This is a genomic window from Rhodococcus sp. IEGM 1409 (genome assembly GCF_030056735.1).
GTDB lineage: Bacteria > Actinomycetota > Actinomycetes > Mycobacteriales > Mycobacteriaceae > Rhodococcus_F.
The window spans coordinates 475,436-499,852 of sequence record NZ_JASHKN010000002.1; the positions used below are offsets into that span (position 1 = coordinate 475,436).

General features: G+C 64.7%; 22 protein-coding genes. 15 read left to right on the plus strand and 7 right to left on the minus strand.

The features are described from left to right. Nucleotides 1–4: 4 nt before the first annotated feature. From QM716_RS08200 to QM716_RS08210, 3 genes are read right to left on the minus strand one after another with little or no spacing between them, the layout of a single operon-like run. The gene (locus tag QM716_RS08200) at nt 5–1,249 is read right to left on the minus strand and encodes a glycosyltransferase family 4 protein (RefSeq protein WP_283303686.1); all 1,245 of its coding nucleotides are present in this window, start codon (nt 1,247–1,249) and stop codon (nt 5–7) included. Beyond that, nucleotides 1,246–2,772 carry a 1,4-alpha-glucan branching protein domain-containing protein gene (locus tag QM716_RS08205; RefSeq protein WP_283303980.1) on the minus strand — a complete coding sequence of 509 codons (1,527 nt, stop codon included), beginning with the start codon at nt 2,770–2,772 and terminating at the stop codon, nt 1,246–1,248. The genes QM716_RS08200 and QM716_RS08205 overlap by 4 nt, the downstream gene beginning before the upstream one ends. Nucleotides 2,773–2,801: 29 nt before the next feature. Beyond that, a complete protein-coding gene (locus QM716_RS08210) occupies nt 2,802–3,581 on the minus strand; it encodes a class I SAM-dependent methyltransferase (RefSeq protein ID WP_283303687.1) in 780 nt (259 codons plus the stop codon). Nucleotides 3,582–3,852: 271 nt separating this feature from the next. Here QM716_RS08210 and QM716_RS08215 point away from each other — a divergent pair, with 271 nt between their 5' ends. The 9 genes from QM716_RS08215 (at nt 3,853) to QM716_RS08255 (ending at nt 13,626) form a co-directional block, all read left to right on the plus strand. Then, on the plus strand, nt 3,853–4,653 hold the full coding sequence (locus QM716_RS08215; protein ID WP_019747906.1) for an electron transfer flavoprotein subunit beta/FixA family protein: 801 nt from the start codon (nt 3,853–3,855) through the stop codon (nt 4,651–4,653). Nucleotides 4,654–4,701: 48 nt separating this feature from the next. After that, complete coding sequence (locus QM716_RS08220; protein WP_283303688.1) at nt 4,702–5,658, plus strand: electron transfer flavoprotein subunit alpha/FixB family protein; 957 nt, start codon at nt 4,702–4,704, stop codon at nt 5,656–5,658. A gap of 130 nt (nt 5,659–5,788) precedes the next feature. After that, on the plus strand, nt 5,789–6,625 hold the full coding sequence (locus QM716_RS08225) for a GNAT family N-acetyltransferase (RefSeq protein ID WP_283303689.1): 837 nt from the start codon (nt 5,789–5,791) through the stop codon (nt 6,623–6,625). Further along, nucleotides 6,625–7,524, plus strand: coding sequence for a lysophospholipid acyltransferase family protein (locus QM716_RS08230; RefSeq protein ID WP_283303690.1), 900 nt, complete (start codon nt 6,625–6,627; stop codon nt 7,522–7,524). The genes QM716_RS08225 and QM716_RS08230 overlap by 1 nt, the downstream gene beginning before the upstream one ends. A gap of 52 nt (nt 7,525–7,576) precedes the next feature. Continuing rightward, a complete protein-coding gene (locus QM716_RS08235) occupies nt 7,577–8,806 on the plus strand; it encodes a cysteine desulfurase family protein (RefSeq protein ID WP_283303691.1) in 1,230 nt (409 codons plus the stop codon). Further along, entirely contained in the window at nt 8,806–9,918 is a 1,113-nt protein-coding gene (gene mnmA, locus QM716_RS08240) for a tRNA 2-thiouridine(34) synthase MnmA (protein WP_283303692.1), read from the plus strand. The genes QM716_RS08235 and mnmA overlap by 1 nt, the downstream gene beginning before the upstream one ends. After that, nucleotides 9,915–10,937 (plus strand): uroporphyrinogen decarboxylase/cobalamine-independent methonine synthase family protein, encoded by a 1,023-nt coding sequence (locus QM716_RS08245; protein WP_283303693.1) that lies wholly within the window; start codon nt 9,915–9,917, stop codon nt 10,935–10,937. Before mnmA ends, QM716_RS08245 begins: the two co-directional genes overlap by 4 nt. A gap of 71 nt (nt 10,938–11,008) precedes the next feature. Continuing rightward, nucleotides 11,009–13,090, plus strand: coding sequence for an NAD-dependent DNA ligase LigA (gene ligA, locus QM716_RS08250; protein ID WP_502941998.1), 2,082 nt, complete (start codon nt 11,009–11,011; stop codon nt 13,088–13,090). A 47-nt stretch (nt 13,091–13,137) separates the two neighbouring features. After that, nucleotides 13,138–13,626 carry a GNAT family N-acetyltransferase gene (locus tag QM716_RS08255; RefSeq protein WP_230812805.1) on the plus strand — a complete coding sequence of 163 codons (489 nt, stop codon included), beginning with the start codon at nt 13,138–13,140 and terminating at the stop codon, nt 13,624–13,626. Nucleotides 13,627–13,639: 13 nt separating this feature from the next. Here QM716_RS08255 and QM716_RS08260 read toward each other — a convergent pair whose 3' ends face one another. Further along, nucleotides 13,640–14,290, minus strand: a complete 651-nt coding sequence (locus QM716_RS08260; protein WP_283303695.1) for an ACT domain-containing protein — start codon at nt 14,288–14,290, stop codon at nt 13,640–13,642. A 280-nt stretch (nt 14,291–14,570) separates the two neighbouring features. Here QM716_RS08260 and gatC point away from each other — a divergent pair, with 280 nt between their 5' ends. Together gatC and gatA are read left to right on the plus strand one after the other, a co-directional pair. Then, nucleotides 14,571–14,870, plus strand: a complete 300-nt coding sequence (gatC, locus tag QM716_RS08265; RefSeq protein ID WP_003944747.1) for an Asp-tRNA(Asn)/Glu-tRNA(Gln) amidotransferase subunit GatC — start codon at nt 14,571–14,573, stop codon at nt 14,868–14,870. Then, complete coding sequence (gatA, locus tag QM716_RS08270) at nt 14,867–16,345, plus strand: Asp-tRNA(Asn)/Glu-tRNA(Gln) amidotransferase subunit GatA (protein ID WP_283303696.1); 1,479 nt, start codon at nt 14,867–14,869, stop codon at nt 16,343–16,345. The genes gatC and gatA overlap by 4 nt, the downstream gene beginning before the upstream one ends. 57 nt (nt 16,346–16,402) lie before the next feature. Here gatA and QM716_RS08275 read toward each other — a convergent pair whose 3' ends face one another. Together QM716_RS08275 and QM716_RS08280 are read right to left on the minus strand one after the other, a co-directional pair. Then, the gene (locus QM716_RS08275) at nt 16,403–17,797 is read right to left on the minus strand and encodes an alpha/beta-hydrolase family protein (RefSeq protein WP_283303697.1); all 1,395 of its coding nucleotides are present in this window, start codon (nt 17,795–17,797) and stop codon (nt 16,403–16,405) included. Then, nucleotides 17,794–18,468, minus strand: coding sequence for a hypothetical protein (locus QM716_RS08280; protein WP_283303698.1), 675 nt, complete (start codon nt 18,466–18,468; stop codon nt 17,794–17,796). The genes QM716_RS08275 and QM716_RS08280 overlap by 4 nt, the downstream gene beginning before the upstream one ends. 164 nt (nt 18,469–18,632) lie before the next feature. On the opposite strand from QM716_RS08280, the gene QM716_RS08285 reads away from it, so the two are divergent. The 4 genes from QM716_RS08285 (at nt 18,633) to gatB (ending at nt 23,261) form a co-directional block, all read left to right on the plus strand. Then, the gene (locus QM716_RS08285) at nt 18,633–19,907 is read left to right on the plus strand and encodes a sensor histidine kinase (protein WP_283303699.1); all 1,275 of its coding nucleotides are present in this window, start codon (nt 18,633–18,635) and stop codon (nt 19,905–19,907) included. A gap of 9 nt (nt 19,908–19,916) precedes the next feature. Continuing rightward, complete coding sequence (locus tag QM716_RS08290; protein WP_283303700.1) at nt 19,917–20,579, plus strand: response regulator; 663 nt, start codon at nt 19,917–19,919, stop codon at nt 20,577–20,579. 113 nt (nt 20,580–20,692) lie between these two features. Beyond that, on the plus strand, nt 20,693–21,724 hold the full coding sequence (locus QM716_RS08295; RefSeq protein WP_283303701.1) for an ATP-dependent 6-phosphofructokinase: 1,032 nt from the start codon (nt 20,693–20,695) through the stop codon (nt 21,722–21,724). A 25-nt stretch (nt 21,725–21,749) separates the two neighbouring features. Continuing rightward, nucleotides 21,750–23,261 carry an Asp-tRNA(Asn)/Glu-tRNA(Gln) amidotransferase subunit GatB gene (gatB, locus tag QM716_RS08300; protein ID WP_283303702.1) on the plus strand — a complete coding sequence of 504 codons (1,512 nt, stop codon included), beginning with the start codon at nt 21,750–21,752 and terminating at the stop codon, nt 23,259–23,261. A 73-nt stretch (nt 23,262–23,334) separates the two neighbouring features. Here the strand turns inward: gatB and QM716_RS08305 are convergent, their stop codons facing one another. Then, nucleotides 23,335–24,381, minus strand: a complete 1,047-nt coding sequence (locus tag QM716_RS08305; protein ID WP_283303703.1) for an NAD(P)-dependent alcohol dehydrogenase — start codon at nt 24,379–24,381, stop codon at nt 23,335–23,337. Between the last annotated feature and the right edge of the window lie 36 nt (nt 24,382–24,417).

Sequence of the window (24,417 nt, forward strand, 5' to 3'; positions counted from 1 at the left end):
GCGCTCAGCGCCCAGGCAGCGGACGCTCGGGTATCTGCGGACGTGCCAGCGGCTGCCGCACCCGACGCTTTGCGCCCGCGTAGACGTGCGCAGTCTCCTCGGCGACCTGATGCCAGTCGAAGTCCGACGTCAGGCGTGCCCGGGCGGCCACGGCCCGCTCCTGTGCGCCGGCGGGATCGTCGAGAACCTCGCGAACTGCCGAGGTGAGTCCGGCGATGTCGCCCGGTTGGAAAGACATGCCTGTCACCCCGTCGACGACGGCCTCGCCCAGACCGCCTGCGGTGGACGTGATCAGCGGAGTGCCGGCTGCCGCCGCTTCGAGGGCGATGATCCCGAACGGCTCGTAGCGTGACGGCAGGACGATGGCATCCGCGCCGTGCAGCCAGCTGAGCAGTTCGGTGTGATCGAGGTTGCCGAGAAAGTCGACGGCCCGCGCGACGCGATGGGTGCGTGCCTGTTGGTAGAGCCAGGTGAACTGGGTACCTTCGCCTGCGATCGCGAGGGTCGTGCCGGGGTGGCTACGACGGATACGGGGGAGTGCCGCGATGGCGTCCTGCACACCCTTCTCGTATTCCAGGCGGCCGACGAAGAGGAGTTTCGGCGGTCCGGATCGCGGTCCTCGTTCGCGAAAGTTCCACGTGGTCACGTCGATTCCGTTGCGGATGACGGTGATCGGCGGAAGCGTCGGGCCGTAGAGCTCGGTCACTTCCTCCTGCATCGACGCCGAACAGGTTATGAGAGAGTCGGATTCGTTTGCAAGCCACCATTCGACTGAGTGGACCTGACGGTTGATTCGGCCGGAGATCCAACCGCTGTGCCGACCGGCTTCGGTGGCGTGAAGCGTGGAAACCAGTGGTACGTCGTAGAATTCGGCCAAGGCGATCGCCGGATGTGCAACCAACCAGTCGTGAGCGTGCACGACGTCCGGTTGCCAACCTTCGCCGACGCCCGGCTTGTGCAGCGCCATCCCGGCACGGACCATCGCATGGCCCATGGCCAGGGTCCACGCGAGCATGTCCTCACCGAAGACGAAGTGCGCCGGGTCCTCGGCCACCGCGACGACGAGAACGCCCTCGGAAATGTGCGTGACTGTCGGGTGGGTCGATGAATCGGTGCCGGACGGGCGGCGTGAGAGCACCACGACCTCGTGGCCCGCGGCTGCCAATTCGGTGGCGAGATGGTGGACGTGTCGACCTAGCCCGCCGACGACGACCGGTGGGTACTCCCACGAGACGATGAGAATTTTCACGACGGACTCAGCTCTGTGTCAGGCAGACGGCGAGCATCCAACCCCGGGAACAACCCGTCCGCGCGATTCCAGCCTTCGGCGAGTCGCACGGCGACGGAATCGCGACCGGATACCAGCGCTTCGGAGATTTCCCTGGTCGCATGGGCGTGCTTGTGCGCGCGTTCACGGGCGTACCCCGCGGCCGAATCCTTACTCACCATGAATGCCCAATCGCTCGAAACTGTCATCAGTGTCTCGCGAAGTACCTGATCGTTGACGCGGTTTCGCAGTTCCGGTCGTCCGGGTGCGTTGTCGCGTCCGCGAGACTTGTCCACGGTGCTGAGCGCGGTCTCCACCACTTCGGAGTTCAGTTGCACCAGGTCGGAGACCTGATCGCCGGCCCACACGCGCCAGTCCTTACCTGATCCCCAGGACGAGTCCTCGAGCTGAACGGGTTCGCCGACGTATCCCGATGCCTTGGCGTCGGCGAGGGTGCCGACGCGGATTCCGGCTTCGGGGAGCGCGCGCAGAAGCTTCTCGAGCCACTGCGGACCTTCGTGCCACCAGTGTCCGAACAGTTCGGTGTCGAAAGCGGCGACCACGAGGGCGTCGCGGCCGATTCGAGCGGATTCACTGCGCAGACGCGCCCGAACGGTTTCGACGAAGTCGGCGACATGCTTGTCGACCGCGGCCGCGGCGAGTTCGGGGTCGTACGGCAACTTGTCGGCGGAGTCGACGGTCCGTCCGGTGACCCGGGACGGCTTGAGGCCCGTCTCGTGGTCGTAGGTGTGGAAGTCGCGGTAGGCAGCGTGACCCGGGTATCCGGATTTCGGGGACCAGACGCGGTAGCTGACCTGCAGGTCGCGGCCGAAAGCGACGACGTCGGATTCTCGAACCGGGCGGCCGAGGGACGTGTCGCCGCGCAAGGCGGGGCCGTCGACCATGAAGTGGGTGACGCCCGCTTCGGCGTAGCCGCGCTCCATACCTGGGGTGTACCCGCACTCGGGTCCCCAGATCCCGGTAGGGGTGTGGTTCCACCGGGCATGCGCGTCGGCGAGACCTTCGCGGAGGGAGAATGCCCGCAAGCGAGGATCGAGCAGAGGTTGGAACGGGTGGGCCAGCGGCCCGCCGAGAAGCTCGAATGCCTCACGATCGATGAGGTCGCGAAATACCGGCGAGGCACCGTGCTGCCAGTGAGTCTCGAAATCTTCGAGAGCGGCTGCTGACGCCCGGTGTTCGCGCGCTCCGAGTTCGCGGTGCGCGGCGTCCGGCATGCCGGCGGCCTCGTGGGCACGGATCTGCCAGTTGCCGAGCCAGTGATGCATTCCGGCGAGGCAGTGGGGATCGTCCAACTGGGCCGCGAGTACCGGCGTGATTCCCAGCGTCAGCAAGTGCGATCGGCCCTCGTCGGCCAAGCGTCGCAGCGCGGCGGCGAGCGGAATGTACGACGCAGCCCAGGACTGGTAGATCCATTCCTCGCCGACGGGCCATCTGCCGTGGTTGGCGAGCCACGGCAGATGGGAGTGCAGAACCAGGGCGAACATCCCTGGTTCGGTGACGGGTGTTGCTCTACTCACTCGGCGGCGTCTTTCACTGCGATTGCAACGAGGTCGAGGCTGTCGTCGATGTCAGGTTCGCTGATGCTGAAATCGTCGACGGTGATGCCCTCGACGTCGCGGGTGAGATCTTCCGGCCAGGGCTCACCGGCCAGCGCGCGGTCGATCTGCGCATTGATGAACGATCCGCCGTGCTTGGCGTCGAGTTCCTTCAGACGCGAACCGTGGTGCACACCGGTCGTCAACTGAACGCGGAATCCGGCGTCTTCGAGCAATTCGGTCATTTCGGCGGCGTTGAGCTCACGAGTGTGGAAAGGGTTGAGCGGCGTGTCGCGGCCGGGGGAGAAGGTGATCCGGTTGGGGGTGCTGATCAGAAGTTCACCGCCGGGAGCGAGAACTCGGAAGCACTCGCGCAGGAACTGACCCTGATCCCACAGGTGCTCGATCACCTGGAAATTGACGACGACGTCAACGGAGTTGTCGGCCAGTGGAAGCTCGGCGAGGTTGCCGTGAAGCATCTCGACGCGGGGGTAGCGGGCACGGACGTGTTCGACCGCGGAGATGTCGTAGTCGAGGCCCGTGACCTTCGTGGCGACGTCGGCAATCATGTTGGCGCCGTAGCCTTCTCCGGATCCGGCTTCGAGGACTCGGCGGTCCGTGCAGCGCTCCAGAAGTGCGCGGTACACCACTTCGTGGCGCCTGAACCAGTAGTTCTCCTCGGGGATTCCTGGCACCGTTCGTTCGCCCGTCAAGGGCAGGGGTGCGTCCTCGTGGTTGCTGACACTCGTTTCACTCACCCGTGCGAGATTAGTGCCATCCGAGTAGAACGTGTTCGCCGTGGTCCAGATCACTGCTGTCAATTCCTGTTCGTGCCGTTATGGTGGACGAGGTTCCACGTTAAGTTACCCACCGGTAACTTAACGTGGGGTAATCTAACGCACAGCCGACGTGAACCGAGAAATCCGCCCGTAGGGAGACCTGTCGGACTCTCTTTTCGGACGCTCGGACTGCGCGAGCACCACAGACGATTTATCAGGTGAATTACACACAGGAGGTCGACGAAGACCCATGACGAATATCGTTGTTTTGATCAAGCAGGTCCCCGACACATGGTCCGAGCGCAAGCTGACCGACGGCGACTACACGCTTGACCGTGAAGCCGCCGACGCAGTCCTCGACGAGATCAACGAGCGCTCCGTCGAAGAAGCACTCCTCATCAAGGAAGCTCAGGGCGGTGAGGTAACGGTGCTGTCCGCAGGTCCCGACCGCGCCACCGACGCTATCCGCAAGGCTCTGTCGATGGGCGCCGACAAGGCTGTCCACATCAACGACCCGGCACTGCACGGCTCCGACGCGATCCAGACCGCATGGACCCTCGCTGCTGCTCTCGGACAGATCACCTTCGAGAACGACGAGCCGGCCGACCTGATCATCGCCGGCAACGAGGCCACCGACGGCCGCGTCGGCGCTGTCCCGGCCATCATCGCCGAGTACCTGGGCATCCCGCAGCTCACGCAGCTGCGCAAGGTCGTCGTCGCCGACGGCAAGATCACCGGTGAGCGCGAGACCGACGAGGGCGTCTTCGGCCTCGAGGCTTCGCTGCCTGCGATCGTCTCGGTCACCGAGAAGATCAACGAGCCGCGCTTCCCGTCTTTCAAGGGCATCATGGCCGCGAAGAAGAAGGAAGTTCTCGTCTACACGCTGGCCGACCTCGGAGTCGATCCGGAGACCGTCGGTGTTGCCAATGCCGGCACCACCGTGACGTCCTCCACCCCGAAGCCCCCCCGTACCGCTGGTGAGCGCATCGCCGACGAGGGAGACGGTGGCACCAAGATTGCCGCTTACCTCGTCAGCAACAAGGTCATCTGATCGCGCCCTTCTAGACATCCAGCAGAAGAACTCAGGGAGAGTTAAGTCATGGCAGAAGTACTTGTGCTCGTAGAGCACACAGAGGGTGCGCTGAAGAAGGTCAGCACCGAACTCATCACCGCTGCACGCACACTCGGTGAGCCGTCGGCAGTTGTCGCCGGCCCCGCGGGCACCGCAGCAAAGCTCGCCGACGCGCTGGCAGCAGCCGGCGCCGAGAAGATCTACGTCGCCGAGTCCGACGACATCGATGGCTACCTCGTCACCCCCAAGGTCGACGTTCTCGCCGCTCTGGTCGAGTCCACCAGCCCGGCAGCAGTCATCACCGCAGCCGGCACCGAGGGCAAAGAGGTTGCCGGTCGTCTGGCCGCACGTCTGGGCTCCGGACTGCTGACCGACGTCATCGAGATCAAGGCTGACGGCACCGGCGTCCACTCCATCTTCGGTGGCGCGTTCACCGTCGAGGCCAAGGCCAACGGCGACGTTCCCGTCTACTCGGTACGTCCGGGTGCCGTCGAGGCTGCTCCGCAGGCCGGCGCAGGCGAGCAGATCACCGTCGAGGTTCCGGCTCAGGACGAGAGTGCCGTCAAGGTCACCTCGCGTGAGCCCATCGTCGGCGGCGACCGCCCCGAGCTCACAGAGGCGTCGGTTGTCGTCTCCGGTGGACGTGGCGTCGGCAGCGCGGACAAGTTCTCCGTCGTCGAAGAGCTGGCCGATTCCCTCGGCGCTGCAGTCGGTGCTTCGCGTGCCGCTGTCGACTCGGGCTACTACCCCGGACAGTTCCAGGTCGGTCAGACCGGTAAGACGGTCTCCCCGCAGCTGTACATCGCGCTCGGCATTTCCGGTGCCATCCAGCACCGCGCCGGTATGCAGACGTCCAAGACCATCGTCGCGGTCAACAAGGACGAAGAGGCGCCCATCTTCGAGATCGCCGATTTCGGCATCGTGGGCGACCTGTTCAACGTCGCACCGCAGCTCACCGAAGCTGTGAAGTCCCACAAGGGCTGACGTTTTTGCTGTGCGCCTTTGTTAACCGCCCGCGGTTAACAAAGGCGCACAGTGCTTTATTCACTCGGCCTGCATCGACATGTCACTTCGCTGACACCGAGGCGCCGTTCGCGCTCGATAAACCTTGCGCATGACAATTACGTCAGTCCTTCGCTCCGCGAGTGACAATCTCGGCCGTGAGGTCGCCCAGCCGAGATATTCCCTGATCGTCTCCTCCGACCGCGAGCATCGTGTCGCTGCGCAGCGCCTTCGATACCGAGTGTTCGCCTCCGAGCCAGGCTTCTCCCTCCCGGCAACCGCTGGGGTGTTCGAACTCGACGCCGACGCCTTCGACGAATTTTGTGATCATCTTCTCGTTCGCGACAACATCACCGAGGAGTACGTCGGCTGCTACCGAATGCTGCCGCCGGATTCCGCTGCGGCCGCCGGCGGGTATTACACCGCAACGGAATTCGACATCTCCGCGCTCGACCCGGTGGCGAACAGGATCGTCGAGATGGGTCGCGCGTGCGTCGATCCCGCTCACCGCACCGGATCCGTCCTGAGCCTGATGTGGTCGGGCATCCTGCACTACCTCGAACTGACCGGATACGAGTCGGTGATGGGTTGCGTCTCCGTGCCCGTTTTGCCGCGCCCCGACGCGATCGCCGGCGCGGATGTCCGCGGCGTACGCGACTTCGTGATGAACAAGCACGCCAGCCCGGTTTCGCGACGAGTGACACCGCGAAACCCGGTGGTACTCGGCGGCCTGACGCTCGACGAGATCGCCGCACCGGAACGCCTCACGATGCCGCCGTTGCTCCGCGGTTACCTACGGATGGGCGCGACGATCTGCGGGGAGCCTGCCCACGATCCCGAGTTCGGTGTGGCCGATTTTGTTGCGCTGCAAGGCCTTCACTCCGCCAACAAACGTTATCTCGAACGGCTGCGATCGGCGGCTGCCGCACACGAGTCGGGGATCGGCTGATGACCGCGGCGGTGCCGTACTGGGTACCGACGAGCCCCTGCGGCGACGGGTGCCTACCCGCGGACGCACCCGGTGTGTCGAGTATCACCGTGATTGCCCGCGGGGTCATGGTCGGTGCCGCACTGGTGACTGCGCCGGTGCTTTCGGCCGGCTGGCTGCTACCGCGCTCCTGGCGTACGGAGATGCAACGCGGATACTCGCGGGCGTTGTTGCGCTGTCTGGGGATGAAGCTCACGGTCGACGATCAGCGGTTGGGGCGCGCCGAACCGGCGGGAGTGATGGTTGTCGCCGGTCACGTGTCCTGGACGGATGTACTGGTCGCGAGCGCCGTTGCTCCGGCCAACTTCGTCGCCCGCGCGGACCTGCTCGACTGGGCAGTGCTCGGCGGACTCGCGCGGCGGATGCGCGTCGTGCCCATCGATCGAGCCCGACTGCGGGACCTCCCCGGAACCGTCGGCGTCGTTCGCGAACGCTTGCAGCGTGGGGTCCGCGTGATGGTGTTTCCCGAGGGAACGACCTGGTGCGGCCGGGCTTACGGCGGGTTTCGCCCGGCGATGTTCCAAGCTGCCGTCGACGCCGAATGCCCGGTTCAGCCGATGGCGATCCGATACGAGAACGCCGACGGTTCACTGTGCACCGGACCGTGCTTTGTCGGCACCGAAACGATCGGTCAGTCGATCCGTCGGATCCTGCGTCAGAAGAACGTCGAGGTGAAGGTCAGGCTGGCTCCGCTCGAGGAGTCAGGGGAGTGTCGAGCCGACCTCGCGCAGCGATGCGAGAGGGCCGTACGCGGCGTCGACATCATCGATCTGGCAGCTCACGACATCTTCGACCCAGCACCGGAACTCGTGACACAAGCCGTGGGACAAATCGATCCCTCCCCGGCGATGACCGCTTAGCCTGCTGAGCGAGGCTGGGCGAGCTCTCGTGCTGGGCTATCCTTGTCAAGCCATGACTCTGCCTGCACACAGTGCCCACGCCGGATTTCCGGTGTACCTCGATCATGCCGCCACGACTCCGATGTCGGCAGCCGCTATCGAGGCGATGACCGATACCTTCAAAACCGTGGGCAACGCGTCCTCGCTGCACGGCTCCGGCCGTGCGGCCCGGCGCCGCGTCGAGGAATCGCGCGAATCGATCGCCGCCAGCCTGGGTGCGCGGCCGTCGGAGGTCATCTTCACCTCCGGGGGAACCGAGAGCGACAACCTCGCGGTCAAGGGCATCTACTGGGCTCGCCGTGACGCCGATCCACGACGCACTCGGATTCTGGTCAGCTCCGTCGAGCATCATGCGGTGCTCGACGCCGTCGAGTGGCTCGAGCAGCACGAGGGCGCACGCGTGACGTGGTTGCCGGTCGACGAGAACGGTGTGGTCGATCCGCAGACGTTGCGCGACGAACTGTCCGTCCACGCTGACGAGGTAGCGCTGGTGACGGTGATGTGGGCCAACAACGAGGTCGGCTCGATCATGCCGATCGTGGAGTTGGCGGAGGTCTCGGCCGAGTTCGAGATTCCGATGCACAGCGACGCGGTCCAGGCCGTTGCCCAATTGCCCGTCGACTTCGCAGCGAGCAAGTTGTCCGCGCTGAGTATCGCGGCACATAAATTCGGTGGTCCGCACGGCGTCGGTGCACTCCTGCTCGGACGCCAGGTTCCCTGTGTGCCGCTCCTTCATGGCGGCGGGCACGAACGTGATCTGCGTTCGGGCACTCCGGATACCGCGGGAGTTGTCGGCATGGCTGCAGCGTTGCGCGCAAACGTCGAGAACTTCGATTCCAGCACAAGGGAATTGGCGCAGCTGCGAGATCGCTTGATCGAGGGAGTCCTGGAGATCATTCCCGAGTCGGTGCTCAACGGCCCGACCGGATCCGATCGGCTTCCCGGTAACGCGCACTTCACCTTCCCCGGTTGCGAAGGTGATTCGTTGCTGATGCTCCTCGACGCGGCCGGTATCGAATGTTCCACCGGTTCGGCCTGCACCGCCGGTGTGGCCAGGGCCAGCCACGTGCTGATCGCGATGGGCGTCGAATCGCCCGTAGCGCGTGGCTCACTGAGATTTTCGCTCGGACATACGTCGAGTGTCACCGATGTGGACGCGCTGATCGCTGCGCTTCCACAAGTAGTAGAGCGCGCTCGGGCCGCCGGTCTTGCCGGTGCCGGTTCGCGTGGAGGGGATCGCTGATGCGAGTACTCGCAGCCATGAGCGGAGGTGTCGACTCCGCTGTCGCCGCCGCCCGCGCTGTTGCCGCCGGACATGACGTCGTCGGCGTTCATCTTGCGCTGTCCACGGCGCCGGGCGCATTGCGGACGGGTTCGCGGGGTTGCTGCTCGAAGGAAGATGCCGGCGACGCCAGGCGCGCCGCCGACGTCCTCGGAATACCCTTCTACGTCTGGGATTTCGCCGATCGCTTCAAGGAAGACGTGATCGACGACTTCGTGGCGTCCTACGCGGCAGGTGAGACCCCCAATCCCTGCCTGCGCTGCAACGAGAAGATCAAGTTCACCGCGCTTGCCGATCGTGCGGTCGCTCTCGGCTTCGACGCCGTGGCGACCGGTCACTACGCACGTCTCGAGGACGGCGTCCTGCGCCGGGCAGTCGACGCGGACAAGGACCAGTCGTACGTCCTCGGTGTGCTGACGGCAGAGCAGCTTTCACGAGCGATGTTCCCGATCGGTGACACCCCGAAGGAACAGATCCGCGAGGAAGCCGCCGACCGCGGCCTCGCTGTGGCGAACAAGCCTGACAGTCACGACATCTGCTTCATCCCGACCGGCGACACACGAGCATTCCTGGGTGCGCGCATCGGCGTTCGCCCCGGAAGCGTTGTCGACGCCGATTCGGGCGAAATCCTCGCTGCACACGACGGCGTCCACGGCTTCACGATCGGACAGCGCAAGGGTCTCGGCGTCGAAGGTCCGGCGGGTGACGGCCGCCCGCGGTATGTGACCGCGATCGAGCCCGAAACCGGAACGGTCCGAGTGGGTTCGGCCAAGAATCTCGACGTCTGGGCCATCTCGGCGCAGCGCGCGATCTGGACCTCGGGCCAGGCGCCGGAAGGCCCCGTCGAATGCATGGTGCAGGTTCGTGCGCACGGCGGACTGGCGCAGGCCGTTGCGGAGGCCGTCGATGACGGTACTTCGGGCGGCGGTATCTCGATTTCGTTGCGCGAACCGCTGACCGGCGTCGCGAAGGGCCAGGCCGTCGTGCTGTATCGCCCCGACAGTGAACTGGGCGACCAGGTTCTCGGCAGTGGCACCATCTCGGGCACCGAATCCGAGCCGAACACACTGTGACGCAGCAGGTTTCCATCGGTGGCCTCGTCACCGGAATCGGATCCTGGCCGGGCACGGACGCCCGCGAAAGTGCCGCAACCATCCTCGGTGAACTGGGCGGTTTCCCACATCTGGTGGAGCTGCCGAGCCGCGGCCTCGGCGCAGACATGGTCGGCCGGGCAGGCGCTATTTTGGTCGACATCAACCTCGACGCCTCGACCCGTGCCTACCGCGTCGTGCCTCGGCGGGGCAATGTCGCGAAGCGGGCCGAGGACTTTCTGAATCAGGATCTCGACGCACTCGAGGAAGCCTGGGAGTCGGCTCGCTTGGTCGGCGGAGATCACGTGATCAAGCTTCAAGCTGCCGGCCCGTTGACGCTCGGCGCCGAGATCGAGGTCGCGAACGGCTCGCGAGTTCTCGTCGACCGCGGGGCGCTCCGCGACATCGCCGAATCACTCGGTGAGGGCCTCGCGCGTCACGCGGCCGAGGTCACTCGCCGGACCGGCGCCACAGTGGTGATCCAATTGGACGAGCCCGAGATCGCGGCAGTACTGGCGGGTTCGCTCCCGGGGCGCACCAAGATGGAGAGCGTTCCGGCACTGCCCGAACCTGAGGCGCTTGCCGTTCTCGACACGACGATCAGCGGTTGCGGGCTGCCGACGATCGTCCACAGCTGCGGCGCCGACATGCCGTGGGATCTACTGAGGCGAAGCCAGGCGTTCGGCGTGAGCTTCGACATGTCGTTGATCGGCTCACGTGATCTCGACGGCATCGGCCAGTTGTTCGACGCCGGCAAGGAATTGGCGCTCGGTCTGGTTCCTTCCGTGGAGCCGGAAAAGCCGGTGACGTGGAAAGAGTGCGCGATGCCCGCCGTCACGTTGATCGACCGTCTCGGATTCTCGCGTGAACTCCTCCAGAACCAGGTCGCGGTCACTCCGCGTTGCGGTCTTTCGGGTGCGAGCCTCGAGTGGGCTCGCGCTGCTCTTCGGCTGTGCACAGATGTCGGCAAGGCATTGGTGGACGATCCGTCGGCGTTCTGATGTGTAGTCGCGGGTGTGGTGTGTCGGTGTGAACCGATAATCTTCTAGCTGTGACTGAAACCGCGGATGCAATGCAGCCAGCGCCCAACGAGGCGCGCGAGCAGTGGACGGAGCTGGCCGAAGAGGTACGCCAGCATCAGTTCCGCTACTACGTTCGTGATGCGCCCGTCATTTCGGACGGTGCATTCGACACATTGCTCGGGCAGCTCAATGCACTCGAAGAGCGGTATCCGGATCTGCGGACTCCCGACTCTCCGACGCAACTGGTCGGTGGCGGATTCGCGACGGACTTCACGTCCGTCGATCACCTCGAGCGGATGCTCAGCCTCGACAACGTCTTCGACGAGTCCGAACTCCGCGGATGGATCGCCAAGGTAGAGCAGGAAACCGGACCCGAACTGCACTACCTGTGCGAAGTGAAGATCGATGGCGTCGCGCTCAATCTGGTCTACGAGAACGGCAAACTCGTGCGCGCCGCAACCCGAGGCGACGGTCGCACCGGCGAGCTGGTCACACTCAACGCCCTGACGATCAACGACATCCCGGAGCGGCTCACCGCCACGGACGAGTACCCGATTCCGAGCCTGCTCGAGGTACGCGGTGAGGTTTTCTTCCGCCTCGAGGACTTCGCGGCACTCAATGCCTCTCTGGTGGAGGAGGGCAAAGCGCCGTTCGCCAATCCGCGCAACTCCGCGGCGGGCTCGCTGCGTCAGAAGAATCCGGCCGTCACCGCACGTCGTCGCCTCGGCATGATCTGCCACGGGTTCGGGCGCATGGAAGGTTTCGATCCGGCTTCGCAGTACGACGCATACGTGGCTCTCGCCGCCTGGGGTCTGCCGGTGTCCACGCACACCTCGCGGGTGGTCGGCGCCGACGCCGTGGTCGAGAAGATGAAGTACTGGGGAGAACATCGCCACGACGTCGAGCACGAGATCGACGGTTTGGTGGTCAAGGTCGACGAGATGTCGTTGCATCGACGTCTCGGCACCACGTCCCGCGCACCGCGGTGGGCGATCGCGTACAAGTACCCGCCTGAAGAGGTCACGACCAAGCTCCTCGACATCCGGGTCAGTGTCGGCCGCACGGGACGTGTGACGCCGTTCGCGTACATGGAACCCGTCACGGTGGCAGGTTCCACTGTGTCCTTGGCCACGCTGCACAACGGATCCGAGGTCAAGCGCAAGGGTGTGCTGATCGGCGACACCGTGGTGTTGCGTAAGGCCGGAGACGTGATTCCCGAGGTCCTCGGACCCGTGGCAGACGTGCGCGACGGTACCGAGCGCGAGTTCGTCATGCCGACGCATTGCCCCGAGTGCGGCACCTTGTTGGCACCTGCAAAAGAGGGCGACGTCGATGTGCGATGCCCCAATCAGCAGTACTGCCCGGCGCAGTTGCGCGAGCGCGTGTTCCACGTTGCCGGTCGCGGGGCATTCGACATCGAGGTGCTCGGTTACGAGGCCGCGACCGGCCTGCTGGAAGCGAAGGTCATCGGCGACGAGGGTGATCTATTCTCACTCGACGCCGAGAAACTGATCGACGTTCCGATCTTCCGTACCAATGCGGGATCCCTGTCCGCCAACGGAAAACGCTTGCTGGCCAATCTGGATTCGGCCAAGGACAAGCCGCTGTGGAGAGTGCTTGTGGCACTGTCGATTCGGCACGTCGGCCCTACTGCCGCCAGGGCGTTGGCCGGCGAATTCGGTTCGTTGCAACGCATTCGGGAAGCGTCGGTCGACGAGCTGGCTGCAGTGGACGGCGTCGGATCCACGATCGCGGCGGCGGTCGTGGAGTGGTTCTCCGTCGACTGGCACCAGCAGATCGTCGACAAGTGGGCTTCGGCCGGAGTACGCATGGAGGACGAAAGAGACGATTCGATTCCACGCAATCTCGAGGGCCTCTCGATCGTCGTCACAGGTTCGCTCGAGACGTACTCGCGCGATCAGGCAAAGGAAGCGATTCTGGTGCGCGGGGGCAAGGCGGCAGGTTCCGTCTCGAAGAAGACCGCGTTCGTCGTTGTCGGTGAAGCGCCCGGTTCCAAGCACGACAAGGCCGTCGAATTGGGTGTGCCGGTGCTCGACGAGGACGGCTTCCGGCGGTTGCTCGAAGATGGCCCGGATGCGGTCGCTCCCACCGAATTGGACGAATCAGAGTGACTTTGTCCGATTTCTGAGATTGGCGTGCGGGGTGCCATAGTGACGCCATGATCGAGATTCGTGAAGTTCTGCCGGCTGAGTTCGAGACCGTCGGTGAGCTGACTGTGCAGTCGTACGTGGGTGGCGGATTTGTCGCCGACGGATCCCCGTACGCGGAGCGCCTGCGCGACACCGCAACTCGGGTGGAGCAGGGGCGGGTGTTGGTTGCCGTTCTCGGCGATCAGGTCGTGGGTTCGTTGACGATTGCCGAGCCCGGCACGCCCTTCGCCGACGTCGCGCAGAAGGGTGAACTCGAGTTCCGCATGCTCGCGGTCTCTCCGCAGGCTCGGGGATCGGGCGCCGGCACCGCATTGGTCCGCGCAGTGATCGCCGACGCTTACGATCGCGGCGATCACTCGGTGGTCATCTCGACGCAGCCCGAGATGGTCGATGCGCGTCGTATCTACGACCGCAACGGTTTTGTCCCGGATCCCGAGCGCGCGTGGGAGCCCATTCGCGGCATGGAACTGACCGTCATGGTTCGCGGTCTGGCCTGATTAACCAGCCTGGTTAACCCAGCACCGTCGCGACGATTCCTGCGAGGTAGCCGAGGCGGGCTATCTCCGAAGGCCGGAATTCGGGTCCGCCGGGACGGCCGAGCATGAGGACTCGATTGCCGGAACCGAGAGGTGCGGCAGCGAGGCTGGTGTTCATGTCGCGCCACACGTCCGGAACCCAATCCGCCTCGCCGTCGAGGGCAGTGGGCTTGTCCAGCGGCATCCACGGAATGTCGGTGGCATGGGTTTCCGGAGCGCCTGCGCTACCGACCACGCGGTACGCCCCGTGCTTGCCCAAGTCCGCGATGACACACCATCCGACTCGGAGCACCCGCGCCGCGCCGTCGACGAGAACCTGTAGTCGATCGTTCCTGGCGGTGGCGACGGAGTCGATCAGCTCGAGTTCACGGTGAGTGTCGAGAATCCCGGCGTACGGGCGGATCGAATCGACCAGCACATCGGGCAGATGCTCGGCAGCGGTGATCAAAGTGTCGGGCAGTGCGCCGGGTTCGACGTCGACCACGAGGTCGTCGATGGCAAATCCGTCGCCCCGTTCCACGACGTCGAGGGAGAGGATGTCTGCGCCGACGGAACCGAGAGCCACGGCGAGAGCGCCGAGGCTGCCGGGTCGGTCGGGCAGTTGGACGCGAAGCAGGTACGACACGTGCGTGCCTTTCGCTGATCGGTTCTCGCCCGGATCACGTCGACCCGGGCCTGACTCATCTTTGCACTTGCCCAACCTGCGATGGTGGGCGCCGCGGCGGCGTCACGCCAGATGCACATGCTTGTCACACGAGCGAAACACACCGCCCACATCCGGCGTGGCGACCGACACAGTGAGCGTGCTCATCGTTCGATACAGCAGGCGTGCTTACAGCTCCGTCGCGACGAGCAACTAGGCTGGACCGGCAATGTTCACGTCCTCTTCCGAAAGGGGCCCCGCGGTGCCTGCCATCTCCCGTGACGAGGTCGCGCACCTCGCGCGGCTGTCCAGACTCGCCCTGTCCGATGCCGAACTCGACGAGTTCGCCGGTCAGTTGGATTCGATTCTCAACCACGTCAAGGTGGTCACCGAGGTTGCGGCCGACGACGTCCCGCCCATGGCGAACCCCAATGCCGTCACCAACGTGACGCGCCCCGACGTGATCGTGCCCGGGTTGACCCCCGAGCAGGCATTGTCCGGAGCACCCGCAGTCGAACAGGATCGCTTTGCGGTTCCGCAGATCCTTGGAGAGGGCGAATGACCGATCTGACCACGCTGGACGCCGCTGAGCTGGCCGGCAAGATCCACTCGCGTGAGGTGTCCTCGGTAGAGGTCACGCAGGCGCATCTCGACCGCATCGCTGCCGTCGACACCGAGTACCACGCATTCCTGCACGTCGCCGGCGAGCAGGCTCTCGAAGCTGCCGCAGCTGTGGACAACTCGCTCGCAGGCGGAAACGAACCCGCTTCGGCACTCGCCGGCGTTCCGATCGCGTTGAAGGACATCTTCACCACGACGGACATGCCGACCACCTGTGCGTCGAAGATTCTCGAAGGCTGGGTTGCGCCGTACGACGCGACTCTGACCTCGAAGCTGCGCGCGGCCGGCATCCCGATCCTCGGCAAGACGAACCTCGACGAATTTGCGATGGGCTCCTCGACGGAGAACTCCGCCTACGGTCCGACGCGCAACCCGTGGGACGTCACCCGCATACCCGGCGGATCCGGTGGTGGTAGCGCGGCAGCACTCGCGTCTCGTCAGGCTCCACTGGCCATCGGTACCGACACCGGCGGATCGATCCGTCAGCCTGCCGCGGTCACCGCGACGGTCGGAACCAAGCCGACGTACGGAACCGTCTCACGCTTCGGACTCGTCGCGTGCGCTTCCTCGCTCGATCAGGGCGGCCCCTGTGGTCGCACCGTGCTCGACACCGCACTGCTGCACGAAGTCATCGCCGGACACGATCCACGTGACTCCACGTCCATCGACGCACCCGTGCGTCCGGTGGTTGCGGCGGCTCGTGAAGGTGCAAACGGCGACCTGCGCGGCGTCAAGGTCGGTGTTGTCAAGGAACTGCACTCCGACAGCTACCAGCCCGGCGTCATCGCTTCCTTCGACGCCGCGGTCGAGCAGCTCAAGGCTCTCGGCGCCGAGGTTGTCGAGGTCTCGTGCCCGAGCTTCGAGCACGCGCTCGCGTCGTACTACCTGGTGCTGCCCAGTGAGGTTTCGTCCAACCTGGCTCGCTTCGACGCCATGCGCTACGGACTGCGTGTCGACGAAGGCAACATGAGTGCCGACCAGGTCATGGCCGCAACTCGCGCCGCCGGCTTCGGCCCGGAGGTCAAGCGCCGCATCATGATCGGTACCTACGCGCTGTCCTCGGGGTACTACGACGCCTACTACGGCTCGGCGCTCAAGGTCCGTACGCTCATCGCGCGCGATTTCGACAAGGCCTACGAGAAGGTAGACGTCCTGGTCTCGCCGACCAGCCCGTTCACCCCGTGGAAGTTGGGCGAGAAGGTCGGCGATCCGCTGGCCATGTACCTCTCCGACCTGTGCACGCTGCCGACCAACCTTGCCGGACACTGCGCGATGTCGGTGCCCTCGGGACTCTCTGCCGACGACAACCTACCGGTGGGCCTGCAGATCATGGCACCCGCCATGGCTGACGAGCGCCTTTACCGTGTCGGTGCCGCCTACGAAGCTGCACGCGGCCCGATCGCAACTGCAGTCTGACCTGTTTGCTGTGCGCCTTTGTTAACCCCCCGCGGTCAATAAAGGCGCACAGCAGTTTCAGGAGCAGGTCCCCAAAGCTCTCCCCTGATCGGTTCCGTAGCGATGACCGTGGCCGGCGGGAACACCGAGCGAACCGAGCATGTCGATGGTCGCCTGCAAGAACGTGACGCCTGGAATCCACTGCGGGATCGGGGCATCCTGGACGGCGCGGCTCAGGTCCGGCTCCTGCGTCGCGAGGGCGGGGGACCACCACACCACCGGGTCGGACGTGTTCGCGAGGACAGTTGCACCCTCCGTCCGCGTCGCGCCCGCCGGGGGACCGGCCCACAACACGTCGCACGCGGTGGTGGGGCTTTCTTCGATCAACGCAGCACTGCCCCCGACGGCGCCCAGGCTCTGTCCGTAGAGGAACAAGTCCGGTCGCTCTTCGGTCGGCATCGAGGCGATGTGTGTACCGACCGCGGTGAACAGAGCTGTGGCTGAATCTTCGGCCTCGTCCCGGCTGAACAGGAACGTCGCCCAGCTGGGTGCGTCGGAGTATTGCTGGCCGACTATCGCGACGTCGCCGCCGAACCGTTGCTCGATACCGTCGACGGCATGCGTGTCGATCCACCCCGAGCCGGTCGGAACGGCCACCACGACGCTGTTGCGGGCAAAGCCGCCGACGCGATCGAGTTCACTCACGGCGAGAGCGGCACGCGAAGCGGCGTCGGGTGCGGAATCCAAACCGGCGTAGACGCGCACCGAGTCTTCACCCGGATCAGCGGCAATGAACTTACGTCCCTCCGCGCCCATCGACGACCACGAGATGAGAGATTCGGGGCTGCCTGACACGGAGGCCGAAAGTGGCTGTGTCAGAGCAGTGTCGATGTACGCGTTGGAACTGTCGAACGAATCGGAAAGACCATTCCACACGGCGGGACCGACCACCAACTGCACTCCGAGAACACCCATGACCAGTGCGCCGACGCTCCGCGCGAAACCCATCCACCGCAGCGCCTTCGAAATTCCGACCCCGATGCCCCAGAGACCAAGTGCGGTCAGTGCTGCAATGCAACCCGCCTCCGCCCAGTGGAGAAGTCCGGCAGACGGTGCGCCCATCGCCGTTCGCAACGAGTTCTGCCAACTGGAGGCGGCGAACATCGCAATCGCGATGGCGGCCGCCGACAACCCCAACGCGCTGATGCGCCAATGATGTTCGTCGAATCCGGCCTTCACGCGATCGGAGACGAGCCGACGAGTAATCGCGGAGAACGCCCACATCGCCAGTAGTCCGACCGCGACGAGCAGGCCGCTGAACACACCCTGGAGCACGGCCGATCTCGGCAGCAGTCCGGGAGCAAGTGAGATGGCGGACATCGCTGCCACGGCGACGCTCGTGGACACTCGGGGGAGTGCGAGCGCCCCGACTCGGGTGAGGACAGGGGTCCGTGACGCATTCAGAACGCTCATGCTGCAATCGCTTTCGGAGAGGAGGAGGACCCGTTCGACATGTCGAGGCGCTGCGACCGCACGAGGGTGAAGCCGAGAGCGGAGACCGCGAGGACTCCGGCCGCGCCGTAACCGAAGCCTGATTCCGCGACCGGTGTCAGATAGCTTTGCCGCCAGGAGTTTCCGTTCACCGCTGTGACGGCTACATCGGCCATCGCGAAGCAGTACCCACGTGAGAGAAAGGACGTGCGGTCTTCACACGCGGCATGCATTCGCTCGTCGAGCTGACCGTCGAGGACCTGACGTGCCCACGGCCCCAGTTCAGTTCCGTGCGAATGTGCGTAGCGGAGCAGGTCGTAGCCGAGATCGTGCGCTTTGCAGGCCGAGTCGAATTCGTCGGGAAGCGGGACCGGCGACGAGCAGTCGCCGTGGGGATTGGCGAGGTATCCATCGACCACGGTGGGGGTGTAGCCCGCGAATGCGGCAAAGTCCGCCGGGATGGTGGTCACAGCGTCAGAGGCATCCGCGGTAGTCACAGTGGCGATCGCCCTGGATGCGTTCGAGTTCTCGGTGCGCGGCGGCTCGGCGCCGCTCGATCCGGCAGTGACGGTGATTGCCGCCATCGCAGCCAAGGCCAGGGCAGCCCAGGTGCCACCGCTTCGAGAGAGGTCTTTCACTCGTGTGATCCGCATGCCGTTCACGCTATGAACGGACAATCCTGGCGGTCATCGCCCTGTGGAGGGGTTCTCCGACGCCGATCCGGGTGAGAATTCCCTCCCCTGTGATACCTCGGAGGTAGGGGGATCTCACTCTGCAGTATGAGGACTTTCGGGGTTCGCCTTCATAGGCTTGACGGGTGATCAAGGTCCGAAGGAAGAACAGGGGCGCACCGGATGTGCCCGCACCGACATTCGCCACTGCCGGGTCGATGCTGTCCGGCCTCGACGGGGCGGTAGTGCATTCGGAGAAAGTGCGCCGCGCAACCCGTTTCGTGGCCCACGGTCAGTTCTGGAACTTCGTCATAGTCGTGGTCACCTTGATCTTCTACGCGATTGCGTGGCCGACACTGCAACTGACTCATCATGTTTCGCCACCGATCATGCCGTTCGTCGCCGCGTTGGCGGCATTTCCGTTTGTCCTGATCCGGATCAATGCTCCCTTGGGGTGGGCGGTGTCGGCGGTGTCGGCGCTGATCATTCCGTTGGTGTTCGACAACACGCCTGAGTACGACTATCCGTGGCAGGTCGTCCACATCATCGTGCTGATGTCGTTGCTCGCCTCGGTGAGTCTGCGAGCGCCCATTCAGGTTGTCAGCGTCGCCTGGATCGCCACGGTGCTGCTTTTCCTCGGCAACGCTCCGGGAAGCGACGGAGCCGGTTGGGCTGTCGGACTCAGCGCCCTGGTGGTCTTCTGTTTGCTGATCCGCTGGTTGGTTCTCTCGCGCCGTCAGTTGGCCAAGCAGGAGGAAGTCAGTGAACTCGAGCGCACTCGGCGAACCATCCTCGAGGAGAAGGCGCGGATAGCCCGCGACTTGCACGACATCGTGGCCCATCACATGTCGATGGTGGTCGTGCAAGCGCAGAGTGCGCCCTACCGGCTCGATGCGGTCACTCCGGAGATCCGGACCGAATTCGAATCGATAAGCGAGACAGGGCGTGCAGCGCTCAACGAGATTCGTGGTCTCCTCGGAGTACTGCGCAGCGACGGGGACTCCGTGGTGACGGCCCCGCAACCCGGCGTCGACCAGTTGGACGAACTGTTGCTCGGCAGTACACGTGCCGGACTTCCGGTGTCGTGGCGAGTCGACGGAGATCGAGCGTCGGTCTCGGAATCCACGGGCCTTGCGCTCTACCGGATCATTCAGGAGTCGATCACCAACGCGGCCAGGCATTCACCCGGCGGACCCATCGAGGTCACCGTGGCGTTCGGTCCGCAATCGGTGAGCGCGCTCGTGAACAACGGACCTTCGCCACTGGGTGGCAATCAGCGCTCGGCGTCGGAAACCACTGGTGGCAACGGAATCCGCGGAATGCGTGAGCGGGCTTCGGCCGTGGGCGGCATGCTGCTGGCAAACCGGCGCGAGGACGGAGGGTTCGAGGTCCGGACCGAGTTGCCGTCGATGCCCGCCTAGGCTGTCCGAGTGCCCATCACAGTATTCATCGCAGACGACCAGGCGATGGTTCGACAAGGGTTCGGAGCCCTACTCTCCGCCCAGCCCGACATCAGCGTGATCGGCGATGCGCCGGACGGCAAGATCGCCGTCGTCGAGGTTGCGCGATTGCGTCCGGATGTGGTGTTGATGGATGTTCGCATGCCCGAGATGAACGGACTCGACGCTGCCCGCCAGATTCTGTCCGCCGGATGGGAGCCGCCGGTGCGAGTCCTCATGCTCACCACTTTCGACATCGACGACTACGTCTACGAGGCACTGAGCGTCGGGGCGAGCGGTTTCATGCTCAAGGACGCACCGGCTGAGGAACTGATTCGGGCCGTACGCGTCGTGGCCGAAGGGCAGGCCTTGTTGGCGCCGACGGTGACGCGGCGGCTGATCGCCGATGTGACCAGCCGGCGGGCGGCCCCGCGCGCACGGCCCGCAGCGCTCGACGCCTTGACCCCGCGTGAGCGCGAGGTCCTCGAATTGATCGCCCGCGGATTGTCCAACGTCGAGATCGCCGAGCGGCTGTTCGTCGCCGAGCAGACCGTCAAGACCCATGTCGGGAAGGTGCTGTCCAAGCTCGATCTGCGAGATCGCGCCCAGGCGGTCGTGTTGGCGTACGAAAGCGGGCTCGTCACGCCAGGTTAGTGGTTCCGCGCGGCGGCGTTGCGGCTCGGCAACGCCGCTATCCTGCGGCAATAGGGTGACTGGGGGAAGATGGACATCAAGATCCACAATCCGGTCACGAGAGGTGCTGCACTATGCGAATCGGAATCCTCACGGGCGGCGGCGACTGCCCGGGCTTGAACGCGGTCATCCGTGCCGTCGTACGTACGTCGGCCGGTCGTTACGGCAGTACGGTGGTCGGATTCCGGGACGGCTGGCGAGGATTGCTCGAGGACCGCAAGGTTCCGCTCGACGCGGACGATCGCATCAACCGCATCCTCACCCGCGGCGGCACGATCCTCGGCACCGCTCGCGTGAACCCCGACAAACTTCGCGCGGGCCTCGATCAGATCAAGCAGACCCTCGACGACAACGGGATCGACGTCTTGATCCCGATCGGCGGCGAAGGCACACTGACCGCGGCCAGTTGGCTTTCCGAGAGCGGCGTGCCTGTGATCGGCGTGCCCAAGACGATCGACAACGACATCGACTGCACCGACGTGACTTTCGGATTCGACACCGCCTTGGCTGTCGCCACCGATGCCATCGACAGACTCCACACCACGGCCGAATCACACCAGCGGGTCATGCTCGTCGAGGTGATGGGCCGGCACGCTGGCTGGATCGCGCTGCAAGCCGGACTGGCGTCAGGGGCACACCTGACTCTGGTTCCGGAACAGCCGTTCGACGTCGACGAGGTGTGCGCGATGGTCAAGAAGCGCTTCCAGCGCGGCGACTCCCACTTCATCTGCGTAGTGGCTGAAGGTGCGATGCCCGATCCCGCATCGATGACTCTGCGCGAAGGTGGCATCGACGAGTTCGGCCACAAGATCTTCACCGGAGTCGCGCAGCAGCTCGGCAACGAGATCGAGCGTCGGATCGGCAAGGAAGTTCGCACCACCGTCCTCGGACACATTCAGCGCGGCGGCACCCCGACGCCGCACGACCGCATCCTCGCCACCCGCTTCGGCGTTCATGCCACGGACGCAGCTCACCGCGGAGATTTCGGTCAGATGGTCGCCTTGCACGGAACGTCCATCGACCTCGTTCCGCTCGCCGAGGCGACCCGCAAACTCAAGACGGTGCCCAAGGAGCGCTACGAGGAGGCAGCCGCATTCTTCGGCTGAGCCGCAGACGCATAAACTGATCACCATGACTGCTGTCGATGCGCCCGACATCCTCGATTACGACGAAGTACTGACCAAGTACGAGCCTGTGATGGGTATGGAGGTGCACGTAGAACTCGGCACCGCGACCAAGATGTTCTGCCCGTGCCCCACCGAGTTCGGTGCCGAACCCAATACCCAGGTGTGCCCGGTCTGTCTGGGCATGCCCGGTTCGTTGCCGGTGGTGAACGCAGCTGCTGTCGAATCCGCGATCCGGATCGGCCTTGCGCTCAACTGCTCCATCACACCGTGGGGTCGATTCGCGCGTAAGAACTACTTCTACCCGGATCAGCCGAAGAACTACCAGATCTCCCAGTACGACGAGCCGATCGCAACCGAGGGCTACCTCGACGTGATCCTCGACGACGGCACGACGTGGCGTGTCGACATCGAGCGCGCGCACATGGAAGAGGACACCGGAAAGTCCCTCCATGTCGGCGGCGCTACCGGCCGTATCCACGGCGCCAGCCACTCGCTTCTCGACTACAACCGTGCGGGTGTGCCGCTGGTCGAGATCGTGACCAAGACCATCCACGGTGCCGGCGAGCGCGCTCCCGAGGTTGCCCGTGCCTACGTGACGGCGCTTCGTGATCTGCTGAAGTCCCTGGACGTCTCCGACGTGCGGATGGATCAGGGATCGATGCGCTGCGACGCCAACATCTCGCTGATGCCGATCGGCGCCACGGAACTCGGAACGCGTACCGAGACCAAGAACGTCAACTCCCTCAAAAGCGTCGAGGTTGCGGTTCGCTACGAAATGCGCCGTCAGGCAGCAGTTCTCGACGCCGGCGGTGAGGTCATCCAGGAGACCCGCCACTTCCAGGAAGCCGACGGGACCACCGCCGCTGGGCGCCGTAAGGAAACGGCCGAGGACTACCGCTACTTCCCGGAGCCGGATCTCGAGCCTGTCGCCCCGAACGCCGAGTGGGTCGAAGAACTGCGCGGAACCTTGCCGGAGCTTCCCTGGATTCGCCGCGCGCGGATTCAGAAGGACTGGGGGATCTCCGACGAGGTCATGCGCGACCTCGTCAACGCCGGTGCCATCGATCTGGTGATCGCGACTACCGAGGCCGGTGCTTCGCCCGAGGCAGCGCGGTCGTGGTGGCTGTCCTACCTGTCACAGCAGGCCAACACCCGCGGGGTCGAACTCGGTGCTTTGCCGATCACCCCGGTGCAGGTTGCGCAGGTCGTCGCTCTCATCGACAGTGGCAAGCTCAACAACAAGGTCGCTCGCCAGGTCGTCGATCACGTCCTCGACGGCGAGGGTGACCCTGAGCAGGTTGTCGCGGCGCACCCGGAGTTGGTCGTCGAACGTGACGAAACCAAGCTCAAGGCAGCCGTCGACGAAGCGCTCGCAGCCAACCCCGACATCGCGGACAAGATTCGCAGTGGCAAGGTGCAGGCCGCCGGAAAGATCGTCGGCGACGTCATGAAGGCCACTCGCGGACAGGCAGACGCGGCACGGGTGAAGGAACTCGTCATCGAGGCGTGCAGCTAGTCCTCAGTAGCGAACAATGATGCCCGGCCGAACTTCAATTCGGCCGGGCATCATTGTTTTTCCCGCTGTCGTTTTACAGACCAGGGACCACAACCGCGCGGCCGTTGAGCGTTCCGGCGGCCAGTCGTCGATACGCTTCAGCTCCGTTGTCGAGACTGAACGTCTCCACCGCGATGTCGAAGATGCCGGCGTGGGCGAGGTCGATCAATTCGATCAACTCGTTGCGGGCACCCCAGTAAGGAACGGTCACCGAAGCCTCGTAAGGACTTTGGAAGAACCCGACCTTGGCATGCGCCTGCCCGTCGCCGATCCCGACTATGGTGACGTCGGATCCGACGCCGGCGACAGCCATCGCGGTGTCGATGGTGGGCTGATAGCCGACGAAGTCGAGAACCAGTGCGGCGCCCTGACTTCCGGTGATCTTGCGGACGTTCTCGGCCGCGTCCTTGTCGGAGAGCACCACTTCGTGAGCGCCGACCTTGGTAGCCAGTTCGAGCTTGTCCGCGCTCACGTCGAGTGCGATGACCGTGGCTGCCGAGAGGTGGCGGAGGAGCTGAATGGCGACATGACCGAGACCACCGGTACCGATGACAACGGCGTACGAGCCTCCGCGAAGTTTCGGCAGAGAACGCTTGATCGCGTGATACGGGGTCAGGCCGGCGTCGGTCAGTGGCACTGTCTTGACCGGGTCGAGGTCACCGATCGGGACGAGGTGGCGAGGTGAATCGACGATCATGTACTCGGCCAACGCACCGGGTGCGCCTAGTCCGGGAGGGTTGATGCCGAGTTCTTTTGCGCGAGAACAGTAGTTTTCCAGTCCCTGCGAGCAGTGCCAACAGTTGCCGCAACCCCAAGGCCCGTAGACGACGACATTGGTTCCGATGTCGAGTCCTTCGACGCCCTCGCCGACGGCTGCAACCCGGCCGGCGCCTTCGTGACCGAGAGTGAGCGGAAGGCCGTAGGTGTACTGCTCTTCGGGCAGGCTCATGATGAAGTCGTCCGAGTGGCAGACGCCGGCCGCGGTTACTTCCAGGAGCACTTCACCGGGACCGGGCTCGGGTTTGGGAATCTCCGTGAGTTCGGGTTCTGCGCCAATTCTCGTGTATTGGATTGCCTTCATTCCGACTCCTTTGTCGTGGTTGGCCAACCGGTCCTG

What these genes read in the sequence shown, in the direction of transcription:
- QM716_RS08280 (WP_283303698.1), bottom strand. Translation starts at nt 18,468, where the DNA reads ATGCGGATCACACGAGTGAAAGACCTCTCTCGAAGCGGTGGCACCTGG.
- gatB (WP_283303702.1), top strand. Translation starts at nt 21,750, where the DNA reads ATGACTGCTGTCGATGCGCCCGACATCCTCGATTACGACGAAGTACTG.
- QM716_RS08215 (WP_019747906.1), top strand. Translation starts at nt 3,853, where the DNA reads ATGACGAATATCGTTGTTTTGATCAAGCAGGTCCCCGACACATGGTCC.
- QM716_RS08230 (WP_283303690.1), top strand. Translation starts at nt 6,625, where the DNA reads ATGACCGCGGCGGTGCCGTACTGGGTACCGACGAGCCCCTGCGGCGAC.
- QM716_RS08295 (WP_283303701.1), top strand. Translation starts at nt 20,693, where the DNA reads ATGCGAATCGGAATCCTCACGGGCGGCGGCGACTGCCCGGGCTTGAAC.
- gatA (WP_283303696.1), top strand. Translation starts at nt 14,867, where the DNA reads ATGACCGATCTGACCACGCTGGACGCCGCTGAGCTGGCCGGCAAGATC.
- QM716_RS08255 (WP_230812805.1), top strand. Translation starts at nt 13,138, where the DNA reads ATGATCGAGATTCGTGAAGTTCTGCCGGCTGAGTTCGAGACCGTCGGT.
- QM716_RS08205 (WP_283303980.1), bottom strand. Translation starts at nt 2,772, where the DNA reads ATGTTCGCCCTGGTTCTGCACTCCCATCTGCCGTGGCTCGCCAACCAC.
- QM716_RS08305 (WP_283303703.1), bottom strand. Translation starts at nt 24,381, where the DNA reads ATGAAGGCAATCCAATACACGAGAATTGGCGCAGAACCCGAACTCACG.
- QM716_RS08235 (WP_283303691.1), top strand. Translation starts at nt 7,577, where the DNA reads ATGACTCTGCCTGCACACAGTGCCCACGCCGGATTTCCGGTGTACCTC.
- QM716_RS08225 (WP_283303689.1), top strand. Translation starts at nt 5,789, where the DNA reads ATGACAATTACGTCAGTCCTTCGCTCCGCGAGTGACAATCTCGGCCGT.
- ligA (WP_502941998.1), top strand. Translation starts at nt 11,009, where the DNA reads ATGCAGCCAGCGCCCAACGAGGCGCGCGAGCAGTGGACGGAGCTGGCC.
- QM716_RS08275 (WP_283303697.1), bottom strand. Translation starts at nt 17,797, where the DNA reads ATGAGCGTTCTGAATGCGTCACGGACCCCTGTCCTCACCCGAGTCGGG.
- QM716_RS08220 (WP_283303688.1), top strand. Translation starts at nt 4,702, where the DNA reads ATGGCAGAAGTACTTGTGCTCGTAGAGCACACAGAGGGTGCGCTGAAG.
- mnmA (WP_283303692.1), top strand. Translation starts at nt 8,806, where the DNA reads ATGCGAGTACTCGCAGCCATGAGCGGAGGTGTCGACTCCGCTGTCGCC.